Source organism: Streptomyces sp. NPDC050703, assembly GCF_040654435.1.
GTDB lineage: Bacteria > Actinomycetota > Actinomycetes > Streptomycetales > Streptomycetaceae > Streptomyces.
Genome location: NZ_JBFAHX010000067.1, coordinates 1 through 21,689 on the forward strand (window position 1 = coordinate 1; position 21,689 = coordinate 21,689).

Below are 21,689 nucleotides of genomic sequence, written 5' to 3' on the forward strand. Positions count from 1 at the left end.
CACCTACAACCACCACCGCTGCCACACCGCACTCGGCGGCCAGCCGCCCATCAACCGCGTCAACAACCCTGCGGGTCAATACACCTAGGCCGTGCGTGTCACGCACACCGGCCGGTCACCGCGGTCCGGCGCGGGAGTGACGCGGCTCGGCCGCAGGGGCCGCTCACCCGGGCGGGGCGGGTTCAGGCGCCTGGGCGGGGCGGGTTCAGGCGACCGGGCCCGCCGAGTTCAGCCAAGCCCCGATGTCCGGCAGCGCGTCGGGGCCGCTGGTCCGCGCCACCGTGGCGGCGAGGTCACCGATGGAGACACCCTGGAGCGACGCCCGCCAGGCGGCGTCCGCCGCGGACATCACGCGGGCGATGGGGCACGGCTCCGCACACTGCTCGGGAGGCGTGCCGAAGGGCCCGCGCCGGCGGATCTCGGTGCACGTGAACGCCGGGCTCGCCCCGTCCACCGCCTGCACCACGTCGAGGACCGTGATCTCGGCGCCGCCCCTGGTCAGCACGTACCCGCCCGTCTTGCCCTGGACGGACCTGACGAGGCCCGCGCGGGAGAGCGCCTGCATCTGCTTGGCCAGGTAGCTCGGCGAGACGTCGTGCAGCCGGGCGAGGCGCGCCGCGGGGACCGGTTCGGTCGCCGCGGTCAGCACCACGCAGCAGTGCAGCGCCCATTCCACGCCACCCGACAGTTTCATGCCTTCTTCCGCCCCTCCGTTTGACTCGGACACAGAGTATCCGAGTACCATCTCGGACATCAGATATCCGAGTTTGCCGCCCCCGGCGGCACGCGCCCACGGAAGGGCACGCTCATGAAGATCACGGTCATCGGCGGTACCGGACTCATCGGCTCCCAGCTCGTCACGCGGCTCCGCGACGCCGGCCACGAGGTGATCGCCGCGGCCCTGTCGACGGGGGTCGACCTCCTGAAGGGCACGGGGCTCGACAAGGCGCTCGACGGCGCGGAGACGGTCGTCAACGTGACGAACTCCCCCACCTTCGACGAGGCGTCCCCCGAGTTCTTCCGCACCACCACGGGGCACCTGCTGGCGGCCGGCGAGCGCGCGGGCGTGCGCCACCAGGTCATCCTCTCCATCGTCGGCGTCGACCGGGTGCCGCAGCTCGACTACTACCGCGCCAAGACGCTCCAGGAGGAGCTGCTGCGGAACGGGCCCACGCCGTACTCGATCGTGCGGGCCACCCAGTTCTTCGAGTTCATGGACGCCGTCATGTCCTGGACGGCCGATGACGACACGGTCAGGTTGCCCTCCACCCGCGTCCAGCCCATCGCCGCGGCCGAGGTCGTCGAAGCGCTCGCCGACGTCACGGCCGGCGAGCCGCTCGGCGGCGTCCTGGACGTCGCGGGTCCCGACGTCTTCACCCTCGACGAGCTCGGCCGCCTCACGCTGGCGGCCCGCGAGGACCGGCGAACGGTGGTCGTCGACGAGCGGGCGGGCATGTTCGGCGCCGTCGAGGGCGACGTCCTCGTCGCGGGCCCCGGCGCGCGTCTGGCCCCCACGCACTACCGGGACTGGCTGGAGTCCGCTCTCTGAGACCGCCGTCTCACCGGACCGCGCGTGCGCAGGTACGCGGCGACGGCCGCCCCCACGGCAGGTTCAGGCCCGCTCGGGCCAGGAGCCCACCGGTCCGCCAGGGTCGCCGGCACCACGGCCGTCCCCGGTCGGCTCGTCGAGGGTCAGCACGCGCGGACGCATCGCCACGGCCCGGCTCCCCGCGCTGCCGGGCCGCTGTTCAGCGGGTGTCCGTCTCCCCTCCTCGGCGTCCTGCTGCTCCTCGGGCGGCGGCCTTGTACCGCGGTGCCTGGTACCGGGGGCGCGGGGACATGTCGGCCTCGACGCCGGGCGGCGGGCCGTGCTTGCCCCCCCCGGGAGCGGAGGCGTGGGCTCGGACGTGACCTGCGGTGTGTCGCGCGGGCCGCTCGTGCGGGCGTCGTGCCGGCCCTCGTGCATCGGGATGCCTCCTGCGGAAGTCGGACATGGACGGTGGCGCGCGTGCCGCGTTCTCGTGCCGCCCAAGATCGGTGCGTGGATCGGGCGCCCTGGCCCCCGGGGGAACAAACGGGTGAAAACGGCATCCGGCCGGGCTCCGCTCCCGTCCAGCGGTCAGCAGCTGTCCCGCAGGACGTCGCAGGTGTGCCGGAACTCCTCCATGAGGCGGTTCGCCTCGATGACGAGGACGCCGTACGGGCGTGTCGGGTCGGCGAGCGGCAGGCCGGACCTCGCCGCCTCCTCCGACACCTCGCGCGCGAACTTCTGGGCGTCGTCGGCCAGGCCGTCCAGGCGCCGGGACTGCTCGGCGAGGGAGTCCTCGTCGAGTTCGGCGAGCACGTCGGTGATCTTCGAGAGGCCTTCGAGGAAGTCGGCGTAGCGGCGGAAGAACGCGCCGTCGTCGAGCCTGGCCTCCTGCTCGGTCCACTGGTCCAGGCTGCGGGTCAGCGACGACACCTGGTACAGCGCGCGCACCAGCGCTTCGAGCACCGCCCCGTACCCCTCGAACGAGACGGGGCCGCCGCGTCGCCGGCGCAGCAGCAGCCGGGGGTTGTAGTAGAGGCTCTCCTCCGCCGTGCGGAAGCTGTCCCGGGCCTGCGTGATCATGCCGCCGGTCTGCTCCGCCCTGCTGTGCCACTGGCCGCAGTGGTCGGCGTCGATCTCGTTGTCGCGCAGCACCGGGTACATGTCGCCCACCAGGTCGCCGAGGGCCGCCGAGAGCGTGCGCAGGCCGTACTCCGCGCTGCGGAACCGCATCGGCGGGGCCACCGTGAGGTTGACGATGACGCCGATGCCGCAGCCGATGAGGACGAGCAGGATGATCTGGCCGAGCTGGGTGATCTTCTGGCTGTCGGTGGAGGCGAGGGCGTAGGTGGAGAAGGCGAAGAACGCCCCCGTGGCGACCTGGGAGCCCTGGGAGCCGAGCGCGGGCCAGCGTCCGATGGTCAGGCCGACCACCGCCACGAGCACGAACGTCAGCAGATCCGAGCCGATCAGGAAGCCGAGGCCCGCGACCATCGCCACGCCGACCGTCACGGCCGCCAGGTACCGCAGCGACTGCAGCAGCGACCGGTAGACCGTCACCTGCATGATCAGCACCGCGGAGAACGGCGCGAAGGCCGGTGACGGGGTGTTCAGGACGTCGTAGGAGAGGAACCACGCCAGGGTCGCGGCCAGGGTGCTCTTGAAGATCAGCAGCAGGGTGTGCCGCTCGTAGCCCGGTGTCTCCAGGGCCCGCTGCCACCACTCCCACGCCCGGCTGGTCCAGCGCCGGAGAGCGCCCGGGGTCCGCTGCCCCTCGTCGTCGCCGACCATGGCCGTGCTCCGTTCCGATCTGTTCCGTTGCTGTTCCTTCTCGGCCGCGCCCGGGGGGAATCGCCGAGTTCATCCTGCGGCTCTGCCCGGAAGCCCGCATGCGGGGTCGCCCCGGGCCCGCACTCGGGTCCCCGGCGGGTGAGCGGTCACACCGCCCCGGCCGTCCAGTCCACCGGTTTCCCCGGCCCACGCGGCGGCACGCGCCCGAGTATCGGGTTTTCCTCCCGCATTTCGGGGGACGCCGGGTCACCTTTCGGGGGACGACGCCTGGTGACCTTTCGGAGGACGCCGGGTCACCGGATTCTTCGCCGGATCTTTCGACGAGAGCACGTTTACGTCATCGATGAGCGGCCAGGCGTAATCGCAGCACACAATTCCGAACCTTTGGAGGGTGGGCGACATGGCCGCCAACGAGAAGACCCAGGCGAAGAGCGAGCAGATCAGCGGCAAGGTCAAAGAGACCGCGGGCCGCGCCGTGGGCAACGAACGCCTCACCGCCGAGGGCCGTGCCGAACAGGCCAAGGGCGACGCCCGGCAGGCCAAGGAGAAGATCAAGGACACCGGCAAGCACTGAGGCCGGCACCACCGGACCCCGGGTCCGGCACCACCGTGCGGCGGGGCGCCCCTTTCCAGGAAGGGGCGCCCCGCCTCATGTCGGCACCCCCGGCTCAGCATCTCGGCACCCCCGCCTCGGCCCAAGATCATCAGCGGTGCAGAATGCCCGTATGCCGATATCGAACAGCCCGCAGCCGGCGACGCTCGACGACGCCCCGCTCATCAGCCGCGTCCTCGCCGACGCCTTCGACGACGACCCGATGATGCGCTGGTTCTTCCCCGACGACGCCTCGCGCCGGGAGGGTCTCGGACGGTACTTCTCCACGCTCTTCACCAGGCAGTACGTCCACCACGGCGTCTGCGAGCGCACCGACGCCGCGGTCGCCTTCTGGGTGCCGGCGGAGGCGCGGGCGAAGGCCGTGCCCGACGCGGAGACCATCCAGGAGCTCCAGTCCATCCTCGGCGACCGCGCCGCCGCGTTCCGTGAGGCCGCCCAGGCCGCCGCCGAGCACGCGCCGGAGGAGGAGCACTGGTACCTGGCCGTCGTCGGCGCCGACCCGGCCGCCCGCGGCCAGGGGCACGGGGCGAACCTGCTGCGGTCCGGACTCGCCCGGGCGGACGCGGCCGGCATGCCGGTGCGCCTGGAGTCCTCCAAGCCGTCCAACCTGCCTTTCTACGAGCACTTCGGCTTCTCCGTGGTGGAGGAGACGCGACTGCCCGGGGGCGGCCCCGAGCTGTGGGCCATGCGGCGTGCGCCTCGGGATGCGGCGTGACCGACCGGATGAAGAGAATGGGGAGGACGGGCGCGCGTTAAGCGTCGGAATCGCCGGGTACCTCGGTGCGGACGAAAACGATTCCGCCGTACGAGGAAACGAGGAGCGAGCAATGCAGATCGGTTACAAGCTGGCCGCCGAGGCATTCGGCCCCAAGGAACTGGTTCGGCAGGCGGTCCTCGCCGAGGAAGCCGGTTTCGATTTCGTCGAGATCAGCGATCACTACCACCCCTGGCTCGACAATCAGGGCCACTCCCCGTTCGCCTGGACCGTGCTCGGCACCATCGCCGCCAAGACCTCGCGCATCGAGCTGGCGACGGGGGTGACGTGCCCGACCGTGCGCTACCACCCGGCGATCATCGCCCAGGCCGCCGCCACCCTCTCCCTGGTGTCGGACGGCCGTTTCGTGCTCGGCCTCGGCTCGGGCGAGCGGCTGAACGAGCACGTCGTCGGCCGGGGTTTCCCCGACGCCGTCAGCACGCGGCACGAGATGTTCCGGGAGGCCCTGGAGATCATCCGGCTGCTGTGGAGCGGCGGCTACCGGTCCTACGAGGGCAAGCACCTGCGCCTTGAGGACGCCCGCGTCTTCGACCTCCCCGACGAGCTGCCGCTGATCGCGGTGGCGGCCAGCGGCAAGGCGTCGACGCGCATCGCCGCGGAGCTCGGCGACGGCCTGTTCGCCACGGAGGAGAAGCCGGAGATCGTCCGGCAGTACAAGGAGGCGGGCGGCAGCGGCCCGGCGTACGCGGAGGTGCCGATGGCCTGGGCGCCCGACGAGCACACCGGGGCGAAGGCCGCCCTGGAGACGTCACGGTGGGCGCTGACCGGCTGGAAGGTCATGAGCGAGCTGCCCAACCCGGTCAACTTCGACGCCGCCACCACGACCGTGCGCGAGGAGGACGTCCTGGAGAAGTTCGCCTGCGGCAACGACCCCGCCCGGTACGTCGAGGTGGCGCAGAAGTTCGTCGACGCGGGCTTCGACCGCCTGGTCATGCAGAACGCGGGCCCCGACCCGGACGGCTTCGTCGACTTCTACCGGCGTGAGCTGGACGGCCGCATGCGGGCCCTGCGGCCGAGCGGCACGCGGGGCGCCTGACCCCTCGTCGGCTCCCGCCCGGGCGGCGGGAGCCGACGTTCACCCCGCCGCGTTGTCGACGCGCAGCCGCACCTGCTCCTCAAGGCGTTCCAGGCTGCTGTCGAGGGCACGGTGCACGGCCTCCTCGCCCGGGTCGTGGCTGTCCTCGAAGAACGACAGGTGCACCGTCACCTCGCTGGTCCCCGTGCCCATGCCCGCGACCTGCAGCCAGCCCGTGTAACTGCCCTGCTCGCGGGTGCCCCACTCCAGGCGCATCTGGTCCTTCCTGGCGCGCAGCAGGGCGGACACGTCCTGGTCGGTGCGGTCCTCGTGCACGGTGACCGCGGGCAGCTCCCCGGCGTCGACGTGCAGCTCCCGCGGCAGCCACGCGTCGAGCTGGCTCACGTCGGCGGCCTGGTCGAAGACGTGCTCCGGCAGTGCGGGCATCGTGCGCGAACGCTCGTACTCGGTCATCGCGGTACCTCTCATCGGCTGGGGACATGACGGAACACGTGACAACGCATGCCCGGCTCTCCGGAGCTGAAGCCGCGCCCGCGCAGAACCACCCGATCGCCGCCCCGTCGCGCGCTCGGCCGGTGTCACGACACGGGCTCCCGCCCCTGCCGTGCGTGGTGTGCCCGGGTGACGGCGACCGCGAGGAGGGCGGTGGCGCCGCCGAGCACCATCAGCGTGCTCGGCGATGTGTGGTCGACGGCGATCCCGCCGGTCAGCGCCCCGAGCGACATGGTCGCCTGGAACGAGGCGGTGAACAGCACCGAAGCGGCCTCGGGCGCGTCGGGTGCCGCCCTGGCGAACCAGGTCTGCGACGCCACGGGCACCGCCCCGTACGCGAGGCCCCAGAGCACGAGCAGCAGGACGGCGCCCGGCTGCCCGCGTCCGAGGAGCGGCAGCAGGAGGGTGACCGCCGCGATCACGGCGGCGGCCAGGCCGAACGCGAGATGGGGCCTGCGGGTGACGAGGGCGCCCCCGGCGAAGTTCCCGGCGATGCCCGCGGCGCCGTAGAGCAGCAGGAGGACGGTGACGAGGACCGGGCCCGCGTGGGTGACCTGTTCGAGGAACGGCGCCACGTAGGTGTAGGTGCCGAAGTGGGCGAGGACGACGAGGAAGGTCAGCAGCAGGGCGAGGCGTGCGGTGCCGCCGCCGAGGGCCCCGCGCAGCACGGTGAGGCGCGTGGCCCGCAGGGGCGGGAGCGGTGGCATGACCAGAAGCAGCATGGCGAGCACGGCGGCGGAGAGCGCGCCCATCGCGGCGAAGGCCGTCCGCCAGCCCGCGAGGTCGCCGACGAGGGTGCCGGCCGGCACGCCGAGCACGGAGCCGAGCGGTACCGCCGAGAAGACGACCGCGGTGGCCCGGCCCGCCGAGGCCGCGGGCACCAGGCGTCGCGCGAGTCCGACGCCGATCGACCAGAAGCCGCCGATCGTGACGCCCACCATGACCCGGGAGACCAGGACGAGCCAGTAGTCCGTGGCGACGGCTGCCAGGAGGTTGGCCGCGGTGAGGACGAGCATGAAGGCGCAGAGCATCAGCCGCCGGTCGGCGCGCGCGGTCGCCACGGTCACCAGGGGCGCGGAGACCGCGGCGAGGAGGCCGGGCATCGTCATCATCAGGCCCGCCCTGCCGTCGGAGACGGCGAAGTCGGCGCCGATCGAGGTGAGCAGGCCGATCGGGAGTATCTCGGTCGTCACGATGGAGAAGAGGCCGAGCGTGACCGCGAGGACCGCGAGCCAACCGGCCGGGGTGGAGCGGGTCGGCGGGCCGGGAGCGCCGAGCGTGTCCGGGGTGTGGGCGCGCGAGTCGGCGGTGGGTGTCGGGGTCATGGGTCCGTCTCCGGTGCGGGGCCAGTGGGATGACCCCAGTGCACCGTCTCCGCCCGGCGAGAGCTGGCAGGTACGCGACGTCACCCTCACGGCCCCGGTCCGTCCGACGGGCCTCGGCCCCGGTCCGTCCGACGGGGAGGCGGTCCCCGCCGGGCGGGGGGCGTGCGCGTACTCGTCGGTGACGGACCCGACGAGTACGCGCGGCCGGGCGGGGTCAGCGGCTCGCGGTGCGAGCCGTCACCGGTCCGGCCCCGGTCGGTCAGACGCCGGCGATGCTCTGGATCCAGGAGCGGTACGCCGTCACGTTGGTGTAGGCGGTGGTGGTCTGGCGGTCGCTGGTGGAGGCGACGCCGACCTGGACGCCGTTGGCCATCATCGGGCCGCCGGAGTCGCCGCCCGCGGTGATGCCGTCGCCGCGCCGGGCGCAGATGGCCTGGCCCTGGTAGGCGTCGCGGCAGCCGCCGGAGACGACGACGTTGGCGACCTTCAGGAGCCGGGACTGGCAGTTGATCTCGGAGCCGCACTGGGAGGTGGCGCCCCAGCCGTACACCTGCACGGTCTGGTTGACGGAGACGGAGCCCGGGCTGCCGAGGCGGGCGTAGCTGCCGGAGACCGAGCGGTCGAGCTTGACCAGGGAGAGGTCCGAACCGGAGTGGTTGCGGATGCTGATGCCGTTGGCCGTGGTGCCGCCGGAGGTCTGGTCGAGGCTGCCGATGCGGAAGGAGAGGTTGCCGCCGCTGACGCAGTGCTTCGCGGTGAGAATCCAGGTCGGGGCGATGATCGTGGCGCTACAGGTCTGCTGGCCGTTGGAGAAGAGCCGGGCCGCCCAGGGCGCGTTGGAGGCGTAGCCGCCGCCGATGATGGGCTTGGGCGAGTCGACGGCCGCCACGCTGGGCGCCGCGGTGTTCGCCGCGGTCTGCGCCGCCGCCGTGGGAGCCAGTCCGAGGACGGCCATGGCGGTGGCCGCGAGGGCGGGGACGAGTCTCGATATGCGCATGTTCGAACTCCATCGTGTGGGGGTGGAACGTCCCGGGTGGGGACTGCGGGCCGCATAGGTATGCAGCGACGACGCGCGCGCCACGAGCGGGTCGACCATGGCGCGTGCATGCCATTTCGGCTGGGGTGAATGTGGCAGAGGATGCGTCGTGGCCGCAAGGGGTCGGCGGCCGTCAATTCCATGGGTCCGTTGGGATGTTGGCTGCCGCGGGCCCCTTTCGCAGTTCGCTGTCGCTACTTGACCTTCGATCACTTTCCGACGTCCGCCCGAGGTGAGCGCGCTTCACGACCGTTCGGGGCCCTTGATGTCTACGTGCGTAGCATTGCGAATTGACGCATGATCAAACGGGGCTGTTTCAGGTCTGGACCACTGGTGGCGCAATGGGCCGGTCCCGGCGGGGTACCCGGGGACGACGGCGGCGTCCACCGCCGAGCGGCATCCCTTCGACTCCGAGGAGGTACGTGCCATGCGCGCCCTCAAGCGCAGGCTCGACCGCAGTCTGACCGCGCAGGCGATCCTGATCTTCATGCTGACGGCCGCCGTCACCGCCCTGCTCCGCCCCGGCGAACATCCGGCCTGGTGGGCGGTGAAGGGCGGGCTCTACACCGGCATCGCCATGGCGTTCGTCGTCGCCCAGCGCCGCAGGGCCGGCCGTGCCGCGGGAACCGACCCGCGCAAGGTCGCCGACCTCAACCACCGCATCCGGCACCGCGAGGTGCCGCGGGACCCCGAGGAGCGGGCGTCCATGCGACGGCTCGTCACCGCCCAGCTCCGCCAGATGGAGCGGGGCAGCCGGTGGCTCCCCTACTGGCTGGGCTTCATGGGGCTCATCGCCGTCGGCACGCTCGTCCTCGGCACGACCACCGGCTCGATGGCCCTCCCGCTGTTCTTCGCGGCCGGTGTCCTGGCCTTCTGCTGCTGGGTCCTGTGGGCGCGGCACATCGCCATGGACCGCTTCCGGTACATGCGCTCCGCTCTCAGTGGGCGGACCCCGGCGCGTGGCTCCTGAGCGGCGGGCCCCACGCGTGATGGACTGGCGGGACGGCGACCGGCCCCGGACGATTCCCCGCCGGGCCGGGGCGCGGCTCCGCGACTGCATCCGAATGACGTGCTCGGGCGGTATGAGCCCGCAAGCTTCCACCGGCCGAACGCGACGAGAGGTAGCCCTTCATGTGCCGCACCCGGACGCAGGCCGCTCCCGTCGGCGGCGACGGCGAACCGGACCTCCGGCACGGGCGCGCCCGCACGCCCGACCTGGTCGACACCGACGTCCCCGCGTCGGTGGGCCATACGCTCGACCAGATCCTGCGCGAGCGGCTCGACGCCGCACGGGACATCGACGCCACGTTCGCCGACGACGTGGCGCGGCGCGTCGCCCGCTTCACGCTGGACGGCGGCAAACGCATGCGCTCGCAGTTCCTGTGGTGGTCCCTGCGGGCCTGCGGCGGCCCGGCGGACGCCGCCCGCACCGAGGCGGCGCTGCGGATCGCCGCCGGGCTCGAACTCATCCAGACGTGCGCGCTCGTGCACGACGACGTCATGGACGGCTCACCGCTGCGCCGGGGCGGCGCGTCCGTGCACCGCGACCTGTCGGCGCAGTACGCGCGCCCCGACGGCACCGGGCGGGCGTTCGGCGGGTCCGCCGCGATCCTCGTCGGCGACCTGGCGCTCGCCTGGGCCGACGACGTGGTGACCGCGACCGCGCTGGGCCCGGCGGCCGAGCACCGCGTCCGCGAGCTGTGGCAGGCGATGCGGACGGAGATGGTGGCCGGGCAGTATCTGGACCTGCACGGCCAGGCCACCGAGGCCCGCTCGGTGTCACGGGCCATCCGCACGGCCTCCCTCAAGAGCGCCCTGTACTCGGTGGAGCGCCCCCTCGCCCTGGGCGCGGCCGTGGCCGAGGCGGACGAGGCGGCCACCGAGGCGCTCTGCTCCGCGGGCCGCTGCGCCGGCCTCGCCTTCCAGCTCCGCGACGACCTGCTCGGCGCCTTCGGCGACCCGCGCCGCACCGGCAAGCCGTCGGGCGAGGACCTGCGCGAGGGCAAGCTGACCTACCTGGTCGAGGTGGCGCGGGCCCGCGCCACGGCAGCGGCGGACCACCGGTCGCTCACCGTCCTGGAGAAGACCGTGGGCAACCGGGAAGCGGGCGAGGACGACCTCGACCGGGTGCGTGACGTGCTCGTGGCGACCGGTGCCCGCGGGGTCGTCCGGGACAGAATTCAGCAGCTCGCGGAGCGGAGCCTGCGCTGCCTCGACGGTGCCGCGCTCACCCCGCACGCCGCACAGCGCCTGCGCGGACTCCTCGGCGCGGCGGCGGGGGTGCCGCCCTCCGGGGCCGGCGCCGGGCCACCGGACCCGGAGCACAGCACCGCGGGGACCGGCCCCGACCCCGTACGCCCCTGCTCGGGAACGGGCCGCCGATGAGGACCGTCGAAGGACCCACCTCCCGCGTGGTGGTCGTCGGGGCCGGTCTCTCCGGGCTCTCCGCCGCCCTGCACCTGCTCGGCGCGGGCCGCGAGGTGACAATCGTCGAACGCGCCGCGCACCCCGGCGGCCGGGCGGGAATCCTGGAGCGGGGCGGCTACCGCTTCGACACCGGGCCGACCGTCCTGACCATGCCCGACCTCGTGGCGGAGGCCTTCGCCGCCGTCGGCCGGGAACTCGGCGACCACCTGGAACTCCTCCCCCTGCACCCCGCCTACCGCGCGCGGTTCGCCGACGGCAGCCAACTCGACGTCCACACCGGGGCCGAGGAGATGGAGGCCGAGGTGGCGCGCTTCGCGGGGGCCAGGGAGGCGATCGGCTACCGGCGGCTCCGCGCCTGGCTCACCCGCCTGTACGAGGTGCAGACGCGTCGTTTCATCGACGCCAACTTCGACTCACCGCTCGACCTGCTCACCCCTGACCTGGCCCGCCTCGCCGCCCTCGGCGGCTTCGGCAGGCTCGACGCCCGCATCGGCCGGTTCCTCTCCGACGAACGGCTGCGCCGCGTCTTCTCCTTCCAGTCCCTGTACGCGGGCGTGCCCCCGGCCCGCGCCCTGGCCGCGTACGCCGTCATCGCGTACATGGACACCGTGGCCGGGGTCTTCTTCCCCCGCGGCGGGATGCACGCCCTGCCGCGCGCGATGGCCGCCGCCGCGGCGGACGCCGGGGCCGACATCCGCTACGGGCACGACGTGACCCGGCTCGAACGCTCGGGGGACCGCGTCACGGCCGTCATCACCGAGCAGGGGCGCATCCCCTGCGACACCGTCGTCCTCACCCCCGACCTGCCCGTCGCCTACCGCCTGCTCGGGCACCGGCCCCGGCGTCCGCTGCGGCTGCGGCACTCGCCGTCCGCGGTGGTCCTGCACGCGGGCACCGACCGCACCTGGCCCGGCCTCGGCCACCACACGATCTCCTTCGGCGCCGCCTGGAAGGAGACCTTCCGGGAGCTGACGGGCACCGGCCGCCTGATGTCGGACCCCTCGCTGCTCATCACCCGCCCCACCGCCACCGATCCGGGCCTCGCGCCACCGGGCCGCCATCTGCACTACGTCCTCGCGCCCTGCCCCAACACCGACATCGGCCCGGGCACCGCGGAGTGGCGCGGCCTCGCGCCCCGCTACCGTGACAGCCTCCTGCGTGCGCTCGAATGGCGCGGACTCGACGGGTTCGCCACCGCGATCGAGGAGGAGTGCCTGGTGACACCGGTCCACTGGGCGGCACAGGGGCACGCGGCGGGTACGCCGTTCTCCGCCGCCCACACCTTCGCCCAGACCGGCCCCTTCCGGCCGCGCAACCTCGTGCGCGGCACCGTCAACGCCGTCCTCGCCGGCTGCGGCACCACGCCGGGCGTCGGCGTGCCCACCGTCCTCATCTCCGGCAAGCTGGCCGCCGCCCGCGTCACGGGCGGGCGGCGGGGCCCCGTCGCGGGGAGGCCGCGCCCATGACCGCCAGGGAACTCGACGCGGCGGGCATCACCGACCCCGCGCTGCGCGCCGCCTACCGCCACTGCCGACGCCTCAACGCCCGCCACGGCACCACCTACTTCCTGGCCACCAGGCTCCTGCCGGTCGAGCGGAGACCCGCCGTGCACGCCCTGTACGGCTTCGCCCGCTGGGCCGACGACATCGTGGACGACCTGGGCTCCCTGGCCACACCGGCGCAACGGGCCACCTCCCTCGACCGCCTCGGGAGCGACCTCGCGGCCGGACTGCGCGCGGGCGGCGGCGAGGAGCCCGTCGTCGCCGCCCTCGGGGACACCGCGGCCCGCTACGCCATCCCCGCCGAGCACTTCACCGACTTCATGGCGTCCATGCGGCAGGACCTGGAGGTCGCCGAGTACGCCGACTACGCGGCGCTGCGCGGCTACATGCACGGTTCGGCCGCCGTCATCGGCCTGCAGATGCTGCCCGTGCTCGGCACCGTCGTCCCCCGCGAGGAGGCCGCCCCGCACGCCGCCGCGCTCGGGGTGGCCTTCCAGCTCACCAACTTCCTGCGGGACGTCGGCGAGGACCTCGACCGGGGCCGGGTCTACCTCCCCCGCGACCTGCTCGCCGCGCACGGCGTCGACCGCGCCCTCCTGCGGTGGAGCAGGGACACGGGCCGCCGGGACCGGCGCATCACCCGGGCGCTCAAGGCCGCCGCCGCGCTCACCCGCGGCGTCTACCGCGAGGCGGCCCCGGGGCTCGCCATGCTCGACCCTCTCTCCCGCCCCTGCGTCCGCACCGCCTTCGTGCTCTACGGAGGCATCCTCGACGCCGTCGCCGACGGCGGGTACGCCGTCCTGCACCACCGGTCCCGCGTCCCCGGCCGCCGCCGGGCGGCGGTCGCCGCGGACGGCCTGCTGCGCCTCGCCGCGGCCCGTCTGCGCCACCGCGTGTCCGGCGGTACGGAACCGGCCCCGGCCCGCGGCCTCCTCCGGAAGGAATCCGCATGAAGGGCCGCCGCTCCCCCGCCGGGCGCCTGCCGCTCAGCCTGCGCCGCGGGCCCGTGCCCTGGGACCGCCAGCGGCCCACCTGGCGCGAGGCCAGGCCCGGCGTCATCGCCGCGGCCCTGAAACGGGCCCAGGCACGCCCGTCCGGCAACTGGTACGTCATCGGCGGCAGCGGGGACGTCACGGCCGAGCGCCCCCTCGGCCGTACCGTCGCGGGCACCGAGGTCGTCGCCTGGCGCGACGCCGACGGCGTCCTGCGCGCGGGACCCGGCAGCTGCCCGCACCTCGGCGCTCCCCTGAAGGAAGGGCCCGTCCGCTGCGGCACGCTGATCTGCCGCTGGCACGGCCTCGCCCTCGACGGGCGCGCCAGGGCGGGCTGGGTCCCCTATCCCGCGTACGACGACGGGGTGCTCCTCTGGGTCAGGCTCGACGAGGCCGGCGGTGAGGACCCGCTGCCGCGGCCGGTCGTCCCCGGACGGCCGCGCCCGGCCGACGCCCTCGCCGCGGTCTGCACGGTCGTCGGGCGCTGCGAGCCGGAGGACGTCGTCGCCAACCGCCTCGACCCGTGGCACGGGGCGTGGTTCCACCCGTACTCCTTCGCCGACCTCACCGTGGTCGGCGCCCCGGGTGGCGACGTCCGCGAAGGAGGCGCCCAAGACGACGCGTTCACCGTGGACGTCTCCTTCAAGGTGGCGGGGCGCGCGGTGGTGCCGGTGCGCGCGGAGTTCACCGCGCCCGGACCGCGCACCGTCGTCATGCGCATCACCCGCGGCGAGGGCGAGGGCTCCGTCGTGGAGACCCACGCGACGCCGCTGGGCCACGACGCGGCGGGCCGGCCGCGCACCGCCGTCGTGGAGGCCGTCGTCGCCGCGTCCGACCGCCGCGGCTTCGCGCTCGCCAGGGCCGCGGCGCCGCTGGTCCGGCCGCTGGTGCGGGCCGCGGCGGGCAGGTTGTGGCGGGACGACATCGCCTACGCGGAGCGGCGCTGGGAGCTGCGGAGCAGCGGGCGGTTCCCCGGCTGAGCGGACAGCCGGGGGTCAGGTGCCCGCCAGGCGGTTCAGGAGCCGCAGCGGGGGTGTCCTGCCCTTGCCGGGGACGGTCCACAGGGTCTGCCCGCGCAGGCCCCACCGCTCAAGGAGTGCGTTCGCGGCGAGGAATCCGGTGGTCGCGGCGCGCTCCATCAGCGCCACCGGAAGGCCGGTGCGCACGAGGTCGCCCGCGACGGTGACCGCCGGGTCGCTGGTGCGCACTCCGGGCCTGTCCCGGTAGCCGCCCACCGGGAACAGCGGGCAGTCGGCCCGCCATTCGTGCCGCGCGTCGACGATCACCGCGTCACGGGTCTCGGGGTAGACCTCCCGCAGCCGGCCGGTCAGCCGCTCCTGTTCGGCGGTCCTGTCGGCGCCCGCGTCCACCGCGTAGGCGTGCAGTTCGATGACCGAGCCGCCGGTCCGCCGTGACCAGCGGGCCGCCTCGCCCTCCCAGCGCTCCAGGACGCTGACGTTGTCCAGGGGGCCGTAGCCGCTGGTGCCGAGGAAGCCCGGCCGGCCGGGGGCCACGGGGCGGTCGAGCCAGAGGCGGGAGACCAGGAAGGGCGGGGCGGTGCGCAGCCGCAGGACGCGGGCGCGCCACCGCTCGTCGCAGAGGTGGGGCGAGCGGGCGACGAGATTCCGCAGGCCCGCGGTGTCCAGGGCCAGGACGGCGGCGTCGTGGCGCCGTTCTCCGTCGGGGGTGCCGACGTGGAGGCCGCCGCGCGGGCCGGGCCGTACGCTCTCCACGCCCTGACCGGTGCGGAGGTCGGCTCCGTGCCCGGTGAGGTAGTGGGCGAGCGGCTCCCACAGGGCGGCGGGGAACGGTTCGGCGGGCACGTCGAAGAGGAGGCCTTCGCTGGAGCCGAGGAAGTAGATGTGGAACATCAGGGCGAGTTCGGCGGCGGACAGCTCTCCGGGGTCGGCGAAGAAGCTGCGGGAGAACACCTCGAAGGCGAGGTGGTGGGCGGCTTCGGGGAAGCGGACGCGTTCGAGGAGCTGCCGGGCGCTGGTGCCGTCGAGCCGCTGGTACACCTCGGGGACGCGCACGTCGAGGAGCGGCAGGGCGGCCCTGGGGTTCAGCCGGGCCAGGTCGCGGACGCCGAAGGTGGGGCTGAGGGCGGCGAAGCCGAGCGCGCTCCAGGGCGGGGTGCGCGGGACGCGGGCGAAGCTGTCCTGGAGGCCGCCGCTGTGCCGCAGCGGGTAGTCGGGCAGTCCGACGAGCCGGCCGAGGCCGGGGTCGGTCCTGCGCAACAGCCCCCGCAGGTTGTAGTACTGGCGGAAGAACGCGTGGAAGCCGCGGCTCATCGTCACCGCCGAGCCGTCCGCCAGCCGCACCGGCCAGCCGGCCAGGCGCCCGCCGAGCTGCCGCTCGCGCTCGTAGAGCGTGACGTGGACGCCCCGTTCGGCGAGCGCGGTCGCCGCGGCGAGCCCGGCGATCCCGCCGCCGATGACCGCCACGGTGGGCGCCTCGCCCGTGACGCGCGCGGCTCCCCGGGGTCCGGGGACGATCTGGGCGCGCCGGTCGCGGCCCCTGCGGGGCGTGCCGCCGGGCCTCATCGCCCGGTCCGTGCGGGGAAGGGGGCCGCGTCGGGCGCCTGGGCCACGATGGTGTGCACGATGCCCGTCTGCCAGCCCGGCATCGGCAGGACGCGCACCCGCTCGAAGCCCGCCCAGCGCACCCGGGTCCGGAGTTCGGCCGCCGTGTCGAAGGCGATGACGCTGCGGTACAGATGGCGGTAGAGGCGGCCGTCGCCCGCCAGGCTGCCGACGGGGAGGACGACGCCGGTGCAGACCGCGGTCCACACCGCGCGGTCGAGGGCGTTGCCGCCGAGGGTGTACTCGTGCACGGCGAGCCGGCCTCGCGGGGCCAGGAGGGCGCGGGTCGTGTCGAGTACCGCGTCGGGGTCCTTGAGGTTGCGGAACAGGTACGCGGCGAAGACGGCGTCGAAGGGGCCCGTCACGCCCTCGTCGGCGAGCCGTTCGGCGGGCGCGTGCACGAAGGAGACACCGGGCGGCCAGCGCTTGCGGGCCGCCTTCGCCAGCATCCCCGCGGAGGCGTCCACCGCGACGATCCCGGCGCGCGGCGCGGCGCGCAGCAGGGCCGCGGTGGACGCGCCGGTCCCGCACCCGAGGTCCAGGAGCCGCAGCCCGGCGCCGCCGTTCGGCAGGCCGAGGCGGCGGGCGGATCTGCGCAGGTGGGCGTGGTAGCCGGGGTTGAAGGACACGAAGCGGTCGTAGCTGCGGGCGGCGTGGTCGAAGGCGGCGGACAGGGTGTCGTCACGCAGCACGGTCATCTTGGCGTCTCTCTGTCGGTTCCTTCGGGTTCGGACCGCCCCGCCGTCCCGCGGCGCGCTCCGGGGTGGGCGCGCCGCGGCAGCCAGGGCAGTTCGAGTGCGGTGCGGAGCATGGGGCGTACGGGGGTGCGCAGCCCGATGGTGAGGTCCTCGGTCCAGCGGGTCCCGCCGTCGAGGAAGCGCAGCAGCCGAGCCATCGGCACGTGCTGGAACAGGCCGGTGAAGAAGGGGGCTCCCGCGACCCGCCCGGTGTCAAGGGCCCGCAGCAGTACGGCGTCCATGGCGAGGGAGCGCGCGGAGTGGGCCGGGGGCGGCAGGGGGTCCCGTCCCTGCCGGCAGGCGGCGGCCACCGCCCTGCTCTGGCGCTGCACGGCGGCGAAGGTGTAGCCGGTGGAGGGGCGGGTGGCGCCGCCCGCGGTGCCGATGTGGAAGACCGAGCGCCCCGCCCGGCGCGGGAACCGGGCGTCCGTCATGGGGATGATGCCCTGCTCGGCGCGGTGCACGGTGAAGCGCTCGACGCCGAGGTGGCGCCGCGCGTAGTCGTGCAGGGCCCGCTCGTACTCCCGTTCGTCGAGGGGCGCGGCGGAGAACTCCGTGTACTCCACCAACGCCTGTCGGGCCGTGAGGGGCAGGACGTAGGCGAAGGAGAGGCCGCGGGCGGGCTGCGGCGTGCGGAAGTCCATCAGGTCCGCCACGCCCGCGTCGAAGACGGGCCGCTCGGTGGTGAGGTGCCAGCCGCGGAAGTGCTGCAGGAGCCTGGTCCGCGCGGGCGGCGGTTCGCGCAGCGGGCGGGAGTCGAAGACCCACCTGGCGCGGAGGGCCACCGGCCGCCCCTCCGGGGTGGTCCCGCGGACCTCGGCCCCCTGGCCCGCGTCGCGCACCTCGTCCACGTGGGCCGTCAGGCGGCGCAGCCGCGGTGCCGCGTCGAGGCGGGCCGCGACCAGGGTCTCGAAGGAGGTCGACCGGAGCATCTTGTACCGCAGCGGGGCGGGTGAGCCGACCACGGGGGTGCCGTCGGGGGCGCGTACCCGGAGGGTGTCCCACACGGCGGACAGCGCGTCGTCGAACTCTCCCCCGGCGGCCTCCCAGTAGCACCACGTCCGCTCCGGTGGCCTGGCCGGGCCGGGCGGGGCGTCCACGAGCGTCACGGACGGGACGGGCCCCCATCCGGGCTCGGGTGCGCAGAGGCGGTGGGCGAGGGAGAGCCCTGCGGCGCCCGCGCCCACCACGGCGATCTCGCAGTCGTCCACGCGTCACCTCGCCCTCGCCGCACGTCACGTCGGCGCGCGTCGGTCGCCGTCCCGGTCGGTCAGGATTCCGCACGGGGCCGCCCGGTGGATGCAGGCGTGCGGGGATTCCCGCCTTTCGGCGGGAAGGATCGCCCCGATGCGCGCCGGGAGGCCGGTCACCGACCGAGTACCCCGCTCAGCCCCTTTCCCGCTCCACGGGGAGCCACAGTTCGGCGTCCGCCCGCGCGCCGTCCGCCGAGAGGCGGGTGCGCAGGATCTCGGGTCCGGGTCTGCCGCGGTAGGGATTGGCGGGGAACCACTCCGTGAACACGTCCCGCCACAGCTCCTGGATGGCCGCCGGCGCCGGGCCCGAGGTGGTGAAGACCGCCCAGGTGCCGGCCGGGACCGGGAGGACGGCGGCGCCCTCGGGCACCGCTCCCCCGTCGGGCGCCGAGGTGACGACCCCGTGGTAGTAGTCGAGCCGGGTCCCCTCGGCGCGGCCCGGATCGAGGCCGTCGCAGACGGCGACGGTGCCCCGCGGCTCCTGGTCGGAGAGCTTCTCCAGGCTTCCGGTGGTCTCCGGCCGGATCGCCCGGACGAAGTCGATGATCGCCTGGTTCGGCCCCGTGTGCACCAGCGGCACCCTGGCCCTCGGTCCGACGACGCTGAACTCCGGCTTGTCGACCACGCGGTACCGCATGCTGCCGCTCCCCTCGACGGTGAGCCGGAACGTCAGCCGGGGCTGGGATACGAGCGCGGTGCCGCCGCGGCGGGCCTCGCCGGGGCCGACCCCGTGCATGGCGCGGAACGCCCGCGCGAACGCCTCGCCCGACCCGTACCCGTACCGCACCGCGACGGCGAGCAGCGGCTCGCGCCCCGCGAGCACCTCGGCACCGGCGACGGTGAGCCGCCTGCGCCGGACGTACTCCGACAGCGGCATGCCCGCGAGCGCCGAGAACATCCGGCGCAGGTGGTACTCCGAGGTGGCCGCGGTGCGCGCCAGGTCGGCCACCTCGACGCGCTCGTCGAGGTGGCGTTCGATCTGCTCCATGGCCTGGTTGAGCCGTTCGAGCACCCTGAGTCCCCTTCTTCCCGTTTCTTCCCGTTTCTTCCCGTGTTCTCTCAGCGTGCCGCGGCGACCCGTTCCAGCCAGGGGCGGAGCGCGGCGTTGAACTCCGCGGGGCGTTCCAGGTTCGGCAGGTGGGCCGCCGACTCGATGACGCACAGCGTCGAGTCGGGGAGCACGGCGTGCATGGCCTCCGCGTCGGCGACCGGGGTGAAGGCGTCGTCGCGGCCCACCACGACGAGGGAGGGCACGGTCGCGCGGGCCAGCAGGCCGCGGTAGTCCGGGCGTTCGGCCCTGCCGCGCAGCGCGGCGGCGGCTCCCTCGGGCGGGGCGGCCAGCATCATGCGGTGGACGTAGGCGGATGCCTCGGTGTTGTACGGGGCGACCATCTTGTCCCGCACCTCGTCCGCGTACCCCTTCATGCCCTCGGCGAGGAGCCGGTCCGCGGTGGCGTTGCGGGTGGCCCTGCCCTCCGGTGTCTCGGCCGCGGGGAAGGTGTCGGCGAGGAGCAGGCCCGTGACGCGCTCGGGGAAGAGGCGGTAGCACTCCATGACGAGCTGTCCGCCCATGGACAGGCCGCCGAGTGCGAACTCCCGTACGCCGAGGTGGTCGAGGAGCGCGGCGACGTCCGCGGCGAACGTGGCGAACTCCGTGGTGCCGGGCACGACGGTGGACTCGCCGTAGCCCCGCAGGTCGGGTGTGATCACGCGGTGGCCGCTCGCGAGGGCCGTGCGCTGCGGGCCCCACATGGAGCGGTCGAAGGGGTGGCCGTGGAGGAGTACGAGGGCGGGGCGCCCCGCGTCACCGCCCTCACCACCCTCGTCGTCGTAGCCGATGGTGACGCCGTTGACCTGTGCGGTTGCCATGCGGGGAGGCTAAGTTGGGCCGGCGGCGCGCGGCAAGGACTTAATCCTCCGGGCAGGCCCCGCCCGGTCGCCGCGGCGTCCGGGGCGTGTCGTAGCGTATTCGCCATGTCCACGCCGCCCCAGCCCGGTGGTTTCGGTCCTGTCCCGCCTCCTCACGAGCCGCGGCATCCGCAACCGCCCCACGCCCAGCCGCCTTTCCCCCAGCAGGGCGCTCCCCATCCCCAGCAGGGCGTTCCGTACGCCCAGGGTGTGCCGTACGGGCACCAGCCCCCTCCGGGACCCGGGCCCTGGGGCCCGCCGCCCATGGCACCGCCGCCCCGGCACAGCACGGCCAAGGTGCTCGGCATCCTGGGCGCGGTCGCCGTCGTCCTGGTGGTGGCCGCCGTCGCGGGGTACCAGCTCTTCTCCCGGTCCTCCGGCGCGTTCCCCGAGGCGAAGTACCGCATGTCGGTGCGGGACGAGCTGCTCGACGGGAAGTACGAGCTGTCCCAGGACCTCTCCGACAGCTCGGGCAAGGCCGTCGTCGACGAGAACCGGAGCCGGGCCAACGTCCGGGACCCGAAGGCGGTCGTCGCGCAGTACGCGGGTCAGGGCGAGCAGGCGGGCGGCGCGCTGGTCGTCTCCGGCATGTACGGGCGGTTCAAGGACTCCGCTTCGGCGCGCGACGACATGATGCGGGGCGCCGCCGAGGCGCAGGGCGCTTCGGTCGCCGTACCCGCGCGCGACATCACCCCGGCGGGCTCCGGCATGACGGTGCGCTGCCAGGTCCTCACCTCGGACCAGGGCACGGGCGGCGCGCGGAGCAACGTGCCGATGTGCGCCTGGGGTGACGACAACACCGGGGCGACCGTGGGTCTCGTCACTCCGGAGGACGCCGCGAAGGACCCCTCGGACATCGACCTCGACGAGCTGGCGCGGACGACGCTCCGGGTACGCGAGGAGATGCGCGAGCCCATCCGCTGAGCCGGGGCGTCGGAGGCGGCCGGACCGGGGCGTCGCCGCGCGGCACCGGGAGCGGTCAGCTCGAAGAGTTCTCAAGACGCGACCGCCCGTTCAGGACATCGTCGGCGACCTCCAGGATCGGCCGCTCGTGGGTGAAGGCGTAGGCGCGCAGGCGGGCAAGCGCCTCATCGACGGGGACGTCGAGGCGGACGCTGAGCACGCCGACCGCCTGGTGGAGCAGGGCCCGGTGCAGCGGCAGCGGTCCCTCGCTGCCGACGTCACGCGCTCCGTCGGGGCTGAGGAGCATCAGGGTGGCGGCCTCGGCGAGGATGAGGACGTCGCTCATCTGGTCGCGGGTGAGCGGCCCCGGTCTGTCGCGGCGCCCGGTGAGGCAGCCGAGCCGGATGACGCCCAACTGGAGGGGCATGACGTACAGGGCGCGTACGGGGTGTTCGAGGAGGGGCGGGAGCAGGGCGGGCCACTGATGGGCGGGCACGGCGCGCAGATCGGGCACCATCACCTGTTCGCCCGTGCGGACGGCGTCGAGGCTGGGACCTTCGCCCAGGGTGTACTGCAGGTCCTCGACGGCCGTACCGGTCGCGTCGGAGGGGTCGCTCCACACGAGTTCGAGGCCGGAGCTGTTGCTCAGGGAGATGATGAGACCGTCGAGGTCGAGCGCGGCCGCGAACTGGGCCGGTTGCAGGGCCGAAAGACCTTGGGGCCCCTGGGACGCTGTAGCCAGAAGGGTCATGACGTCTGGGACTGCTGCGGACACCGCAGGGCCTCCTT

At 74.2% G+C, this 21,689-nt stretch carries 21 protein-coding genes; 10 read left to right on the top strand and 11 right to left on the bottom strand.

Translation table 11 applies throughout. From position 1 onward, the window contains the following. Positions 1-205: 205 nt before the first annotated feature. A complete protein-coding gene (locus AB0I16_RS34070) occupies positions 206-694 on the bottom strand; it encodes an Rrf2 family transcriptional regulator (protein WP_363253547.1) in 489 nt (162 codons plus the stop codon). 114 nt (positions 695-808) lie between these two features. Here AB0I16_RS34070 and AB0I16_RS34075 point away from each other — a divergent pair, with 114 nt between their 5' ends. After that, the gene (locus AB0I16_RS34075; RefSeq protein ID WP_363253548.1) at positions 809-1,549 is read left to right on the top strand and encodes an NAD(P)H-binding protein; all 741 of its coding nucleotides are present in this window, start codon (positions 809-811) and stop codon (positions 1,547-1,549) included. Positions 1,550-2,119: 570 nt separating this feature from the next. Here the strand turns inward: AB0I16_RS34075 and AB0I16_RS34080 are convergent. Further along, a complete protein-coding gene (locus tag AB0I16_RS34080; protein WP_363253549.1) occupies positions 2,120-3,319 on the bottom strand; it encodes an aromatic acid exporter family protein in 1,200 nt (399 codons plus the stop codon). Between the two features lie 400 nt (positions 3,320-3,719). Between AB0I16_RS34080 and AB0I16_RS34085 the strand changes: the two genes are divergently transcribed. The 3 genes from AB0I16_RS34085 (at position 3,720) to AB0I16_RS34095 (ending at position 5,743) form a co-directional block, all read left to right on the top strand. After that, positions 3,720-3,893 carry a CsbD family protein gene (locus AB0I16_RS34085; protein ID WP_363253550.1) on the top strand — a complete coding sequence of 58 codons (174 nt, stop codon included), beginning with the start codon at positions 3,720-3,722 and terminating at the stop codon, positions 3,891-3,893. Positions 3,894-4,044: 151 nt separating this feature from the next. Beyond that, entirely contained in the window at positions 4,045-4,647 is a 603-nt protein-coding gene (locus AB0I16_RS34090; RefSeq protein ID WP_363253551.1) for a GNAT family N-acetyltransferase, read from the top strand. 112 nt (positions 4,648-4,759) lie between these two features. Further along, positions 4,760-5,743 carry a TIGR03557 family F420-dependent LLM class oxidoreductase gene (locus AB0I16_RS34095; protein WP_363253552.1) on the top strand — a complete coding sequence of 328 codons (984 nt, stop codon included), beginning with the start codon at positions 4,760-4,762 and terminating at the stop codon, positions 5,741-5,743. 39 nt (positions 5,744-5,782) lie between these two features. Here the strand turns inward: AB0I16_RS34095 and AB0I16_RS34100 are convergent, their stop codons facing one another. The 3 genes from AB0I16_RS34100 to AB0I16_RS34110 all read right to left on the bottom strand — a co-directional run bounded on the left by AB0I16_RS34100 (position 5,783) and on the right by AB0I16_RS34110 (position 8,557). After that, positions 5,783-6,196: an SRPBCC family protein gene (locus AB0I16_RS34100; protein WP_363253553.1), complete on the bottom strand. Its 414-nt coding sequence runs from the start codon at positions 6,194-6,196 to the stop codon at positions 5,783-5,785. A gap of 125 nt (positions 6,197-6,321) precedes the next feature. After that, the gene (locus AB0I16_RS34105) at positions 6,322-7,560 is read right to left on the bottom strand and encodes an MFS transporter (RefSeq protein ID WP_363253554.1); all 1,239 of its coding nucleotides are present in this window, start codon (positions 7,558-7,560) and stop codon (positions 6,322-6,324) included. A 259-nt stretch (positions 7,561-7,819) separates the two neighbouring features. Further along, complete coding sequence (locus tag AB0I16_RS34110) at positions 7,820-8,557, bottom strand: trypsin-like serine protease (protein ID WP_363253555.1); 738 nt, start codon at positions 8,555-8,557, stop codon at positions 7,820-7,822. Positions 8,558-9,023: 466 nt separating this feature from the next. On the opposite strand from AB0I16_RS34110, the gene AB0I16_RS34115 reads away from it, so the two are divergent. The 5 genes from AB0I16_RS34115 (at position 9,024) to AB0I16_RS34135 (ending at position 14,497) form a co-directional block, all read left to right on the top strand. Then, the gene (locus AB0I16_RS34115) at positions 9,024-9,566 is read left to right on the top strand and encodes a hypothetical protein (RefSeq protein ID WP_363253556.1); all 543 of its coding nucleotides are present in this window, start codon (positions 9,024-9,026) and stop codon (positions 9,564-9,566) included. Between the two features lie 161 nt (positions 9,567-9,727). Then, complete coding sequence (locus AB0I16_RS34120) at positions 9,728-10,981, top strand: polyprenyl synthetase family protein (RefSeq protein WP_363253557.1); 1,254 nt, start codon at positions 9,728-9,730, stop codon at positions 10,979-10,981. Continuing rightward, positions 10,978-12,489, top strand: a complete 1,512-nt coding sequence (crtI, locus tag AB0I16_RS34125; protein ID WP_363253558.1) for a phytoene desaturase family protein — start codon at positions 10,978-10,980, stop codon at positions 12,487-12,489. The genes AB0I16_RS34120 and crtI overlap by 4 nt, the downstream gene beginning before the upstream one ends. Then, positions 12,486-13,478: a phytoene/squalene synthase family protein gene (locus AB0I16_RS34130; RefSeq protein WP_363253559.1), complete on the top strand. Its 993-nt coding sequence runs from the start codon at positions 12,486-12,488 to the stop codon at positions 13,476-13,478. Before crtI ends, AB0I16_RS34130 begins: the two co-directional genes overlap by 4 nt. Next, a complete protein-coding gene (locus AB0I16_RS34135) occupies positions 13,475-14,497 on the top strand; it encodes a DUF5914 domain-containing protein (RefSeq protein ID WP_363253560.1) in 1,023 nt (340 codons plus the stop codon). Before AB0I16_RS34130 ends, AB0I16_RS34135 begins: the two co-directional genes overlap by 4 nt. A gap of 15 nt (positions 14,498-14,512) precedes the next feature. On the opposite strand, the gene AB0I16_RS34140 is transcribed toward AB0I16_RS34135, so the two are convergent. The 5 genes from AB0I16_RS34140 to AB0I16_RS34160 all read right to left on the bottom strand — a co-directional run bounded on the left by AB0I16_RS34140 (position 14,513) and on the right by AB0I16_RS34160 (position 19,958). Further along, positions 14,513-16,060, bottom strand: a complete 1,548-nt coding sequence (locus tag AB0I16_RS34140; RefSeq protein ID WP_363253561.1) for an FAD-dependent oxidoreductase — start codon at positions 16,058-16,060, stop codon at positions 14,513-14,515. Then, positions 16,057-16,797, bottom strand: coding sequence for a class I SAM-dependent methyltransferase (locus AB0I16_RS34145; protein WP_363253562.1), 741 nt, complete (start codon positions 16,795-16,797; stop codon positions 16,057-16,059). Before AB0I16_RS34145 ends, AB0I16_RS34140 begins: the two co-directional genes overlap by 4 nt. Then, complete coding sequence (locus tag AB0I16_RS34150) at positions 16,794-18,047, bottom strand: lycopene cyclase family protein (RefSeq protein WP_363253563.1); 1,254 nt, start codon at positions 18,045-18,047, stop codon at positions 16,794-16,796. The genes AB0I16_RS34145 and AB0I16_RS34150 overlap by 4 nt, the downstream gene beginning before the upstream one ends. A 175-nt stretch (positions 18,048-18,222) precedes the next feature. Further along, a complete protein-coding gene (locus tag AB0I16_RS34155; protein WP_363253564.1) occupies positions 18,223-19,101 on the bottom strand; it encodes an AraC family transcriptional regulator in 879 nt (292 codons plus the stop codon). A 47-nt stretch (positions 19,102-19,148) separates the two neighbouring features. Then, positions 19,149-19,958 carry an alpha/beta fold hydrolase gene (locus AB0I16_RS34160; protein ID WP_363253565.1) on the bottom strand — a complete coding sequence of 270 codons (810 nt, stop codon included), beginning with the start codon at positions 19,956-19,958 and terminating at the stop codon, positions 19,149-19,151. 303 nt (positions 19,959-20,261) lie between these two features. On the opposite strand from AB0I16_RS34160, the gene AB0I16_RS34165 reads away from it, so the two are divergent. Further along, positions 20,262-20,921 carry a hypothetical protein gene (locus AB0I16_RS34165; RefSeq protein ID WP_363253566.1) on the top strand — a complete coding sequence of 220 codons (660 nt, stop codon included), beginning with the start codon at positions 20,262-20,264 and terminating at the stop codon, positions 20,919-20,921. Between the two features lie 55 nt (positions 20,922-20,976). Here the strand turns inward: AB0I16_RS34165 and AB0I16_RS34170 are convergent, their stop codons facing one another. Beyond that, the gene (locus AB0I16_RS34170) at positions 20,977-21,675 is read right to left on the bottom strand and encodes a GAF and ANTAR domain-containing protein (RefSeq protein WP_363253567.1); all 699 of its coding nucleotides are present in this window, start codon (positions 21,673-21,675) and stop codon (positions 20,977-20,979) included. Positions 21,676-21,689 lie beyond the last annotated feature (14 nt).

Bases quoted from the DNA above. Each gene is read 5' to 3' on its own strand.
- AB0I16_RS34090 (WP_363253551.1), top strand. From the start codon at position 4,045: ATGCCGATATCGAACAGCCCGCAGCCGGCGACGCTCGACGACGCCCCG.
- AB0I16_RS34100 (WP_363253553.1), bottom strand. From the start codon at position 6,196: ATGACCGAGTACGAGCGTTCGCGCACGATGCCCGCACTGCCGGAGCAC.
- AB0I16_RS34105 (WP_363253554.1), bottom strand. From the start codon at position 7,560: ATGACCCCGACACCCACCGCCGACTCGCGCGCCCACACCCCGGACACG.
- AB0I16_RS34115 (WP_363253556.1), top strand. From the start codon at position 9,024: ATGCGCGCCCTCAAGCGCAGGCTCGACCGCAGTCTGACCGCGCAGGCG.
- AB0I16_RS34070 (WP_363253547.1), bottom strand. From the start codon at position 694: ATGAAACTGTCGGGTGGCGTGGAATGGGCGCTGCACTGCTGCGTGGTG.
- AB0I16_RS34095 (WP_363253552.1), top strand. From the start codon at position 4,760: ATGCAGATCGGTTACAAGCTGGCCGCCGAGGCATTCGGCCCCAAGGAA.
- AB0I16_RS34145 (WP_363253562.1), bottom strand. From the start codon at position 16,797: ATGACCGTGCTGCGTGACGACACCCTGTCCGCCGCCTTCGACCACGCC.
- AB0I16_RS34085 (WP_363253550.1), top strand. From the start codon at position 3,720: ATGGCCGCCAACGAGAAGACCCAGGCGAAGAGCGAGCAGATCAGCGGC.
- AB0I16_RS34080 (WP_363253549.1), bottom strand. From the start codon at position 3,319: ATGGTCGGCGACGACGAGGGGCAGCGGACCCCGGGCGCTCTCCGGCGC.
- AB0I16_RS34165 (WP_363253566.1), top strand. From the start codon at position 20,262: ATGGCACCGCCGCCCCGGCACAGCACGGCCAAGGTGCTCGGCATCCTG.
- AB0I16_RS34140 (WP_363253561.1), bottom strand. From the start codon at position 16,060: ATGAGGCCCGGCGGCACGCCCCGCAGGGGCCGCGACCGGCGCGCCCAG.
- AB0I16_RS34130 (WP_363253559.1), top strand. From the start codon at position 12,486: ATGACCGCCAGGGAACTCGACGCGGCGGGCATCACCGACCCCGCGCTG.
- AB0I16_RS34120 (WP_363253557.1), top strand. From the start codon at position 9,728: ATGTGCCGCACCCGGACGCAGGCCGCTCCCGTCGGCGGCGACGGCGAA.
- AB0I16_RS34075 (WP_363253548.1), top strand. From the start codon at position 809: ATGAAGATCACGGTCATCGGCGGTACCGGACTCATCGGCTCCCAGCTC.
- AB0I16_RS34135 (WP_363253560.1), top strand. From the start codon at position 13,475: ATGAAGGGCCGCCGCTCCCCCGCCGGGCGCCTGCCGCTCAGCCTGCGC.
- AB0I16_RS34160 (WP_363253565.1), bottom strand. From the start codon at position 19,958: ATGGCAACCGCACAGGTCAACGGCGTCACCATCGGCTACGACGACGAG.
- AB0I16_RS34110 (WP_363253555.1), bottom strand. From the start codon at position 8,557: ATGCGCATATCGAGACTCGTCCCCGCCCTCGCGGCCACCGCCATGGCC.
- crtI (WP_363253558.1), top strand. From the start codon at position 10,978: ATGAGGACCGTCGAAGGACCCACCTCCCGCGTGGTGGTCGTCGGGGCC.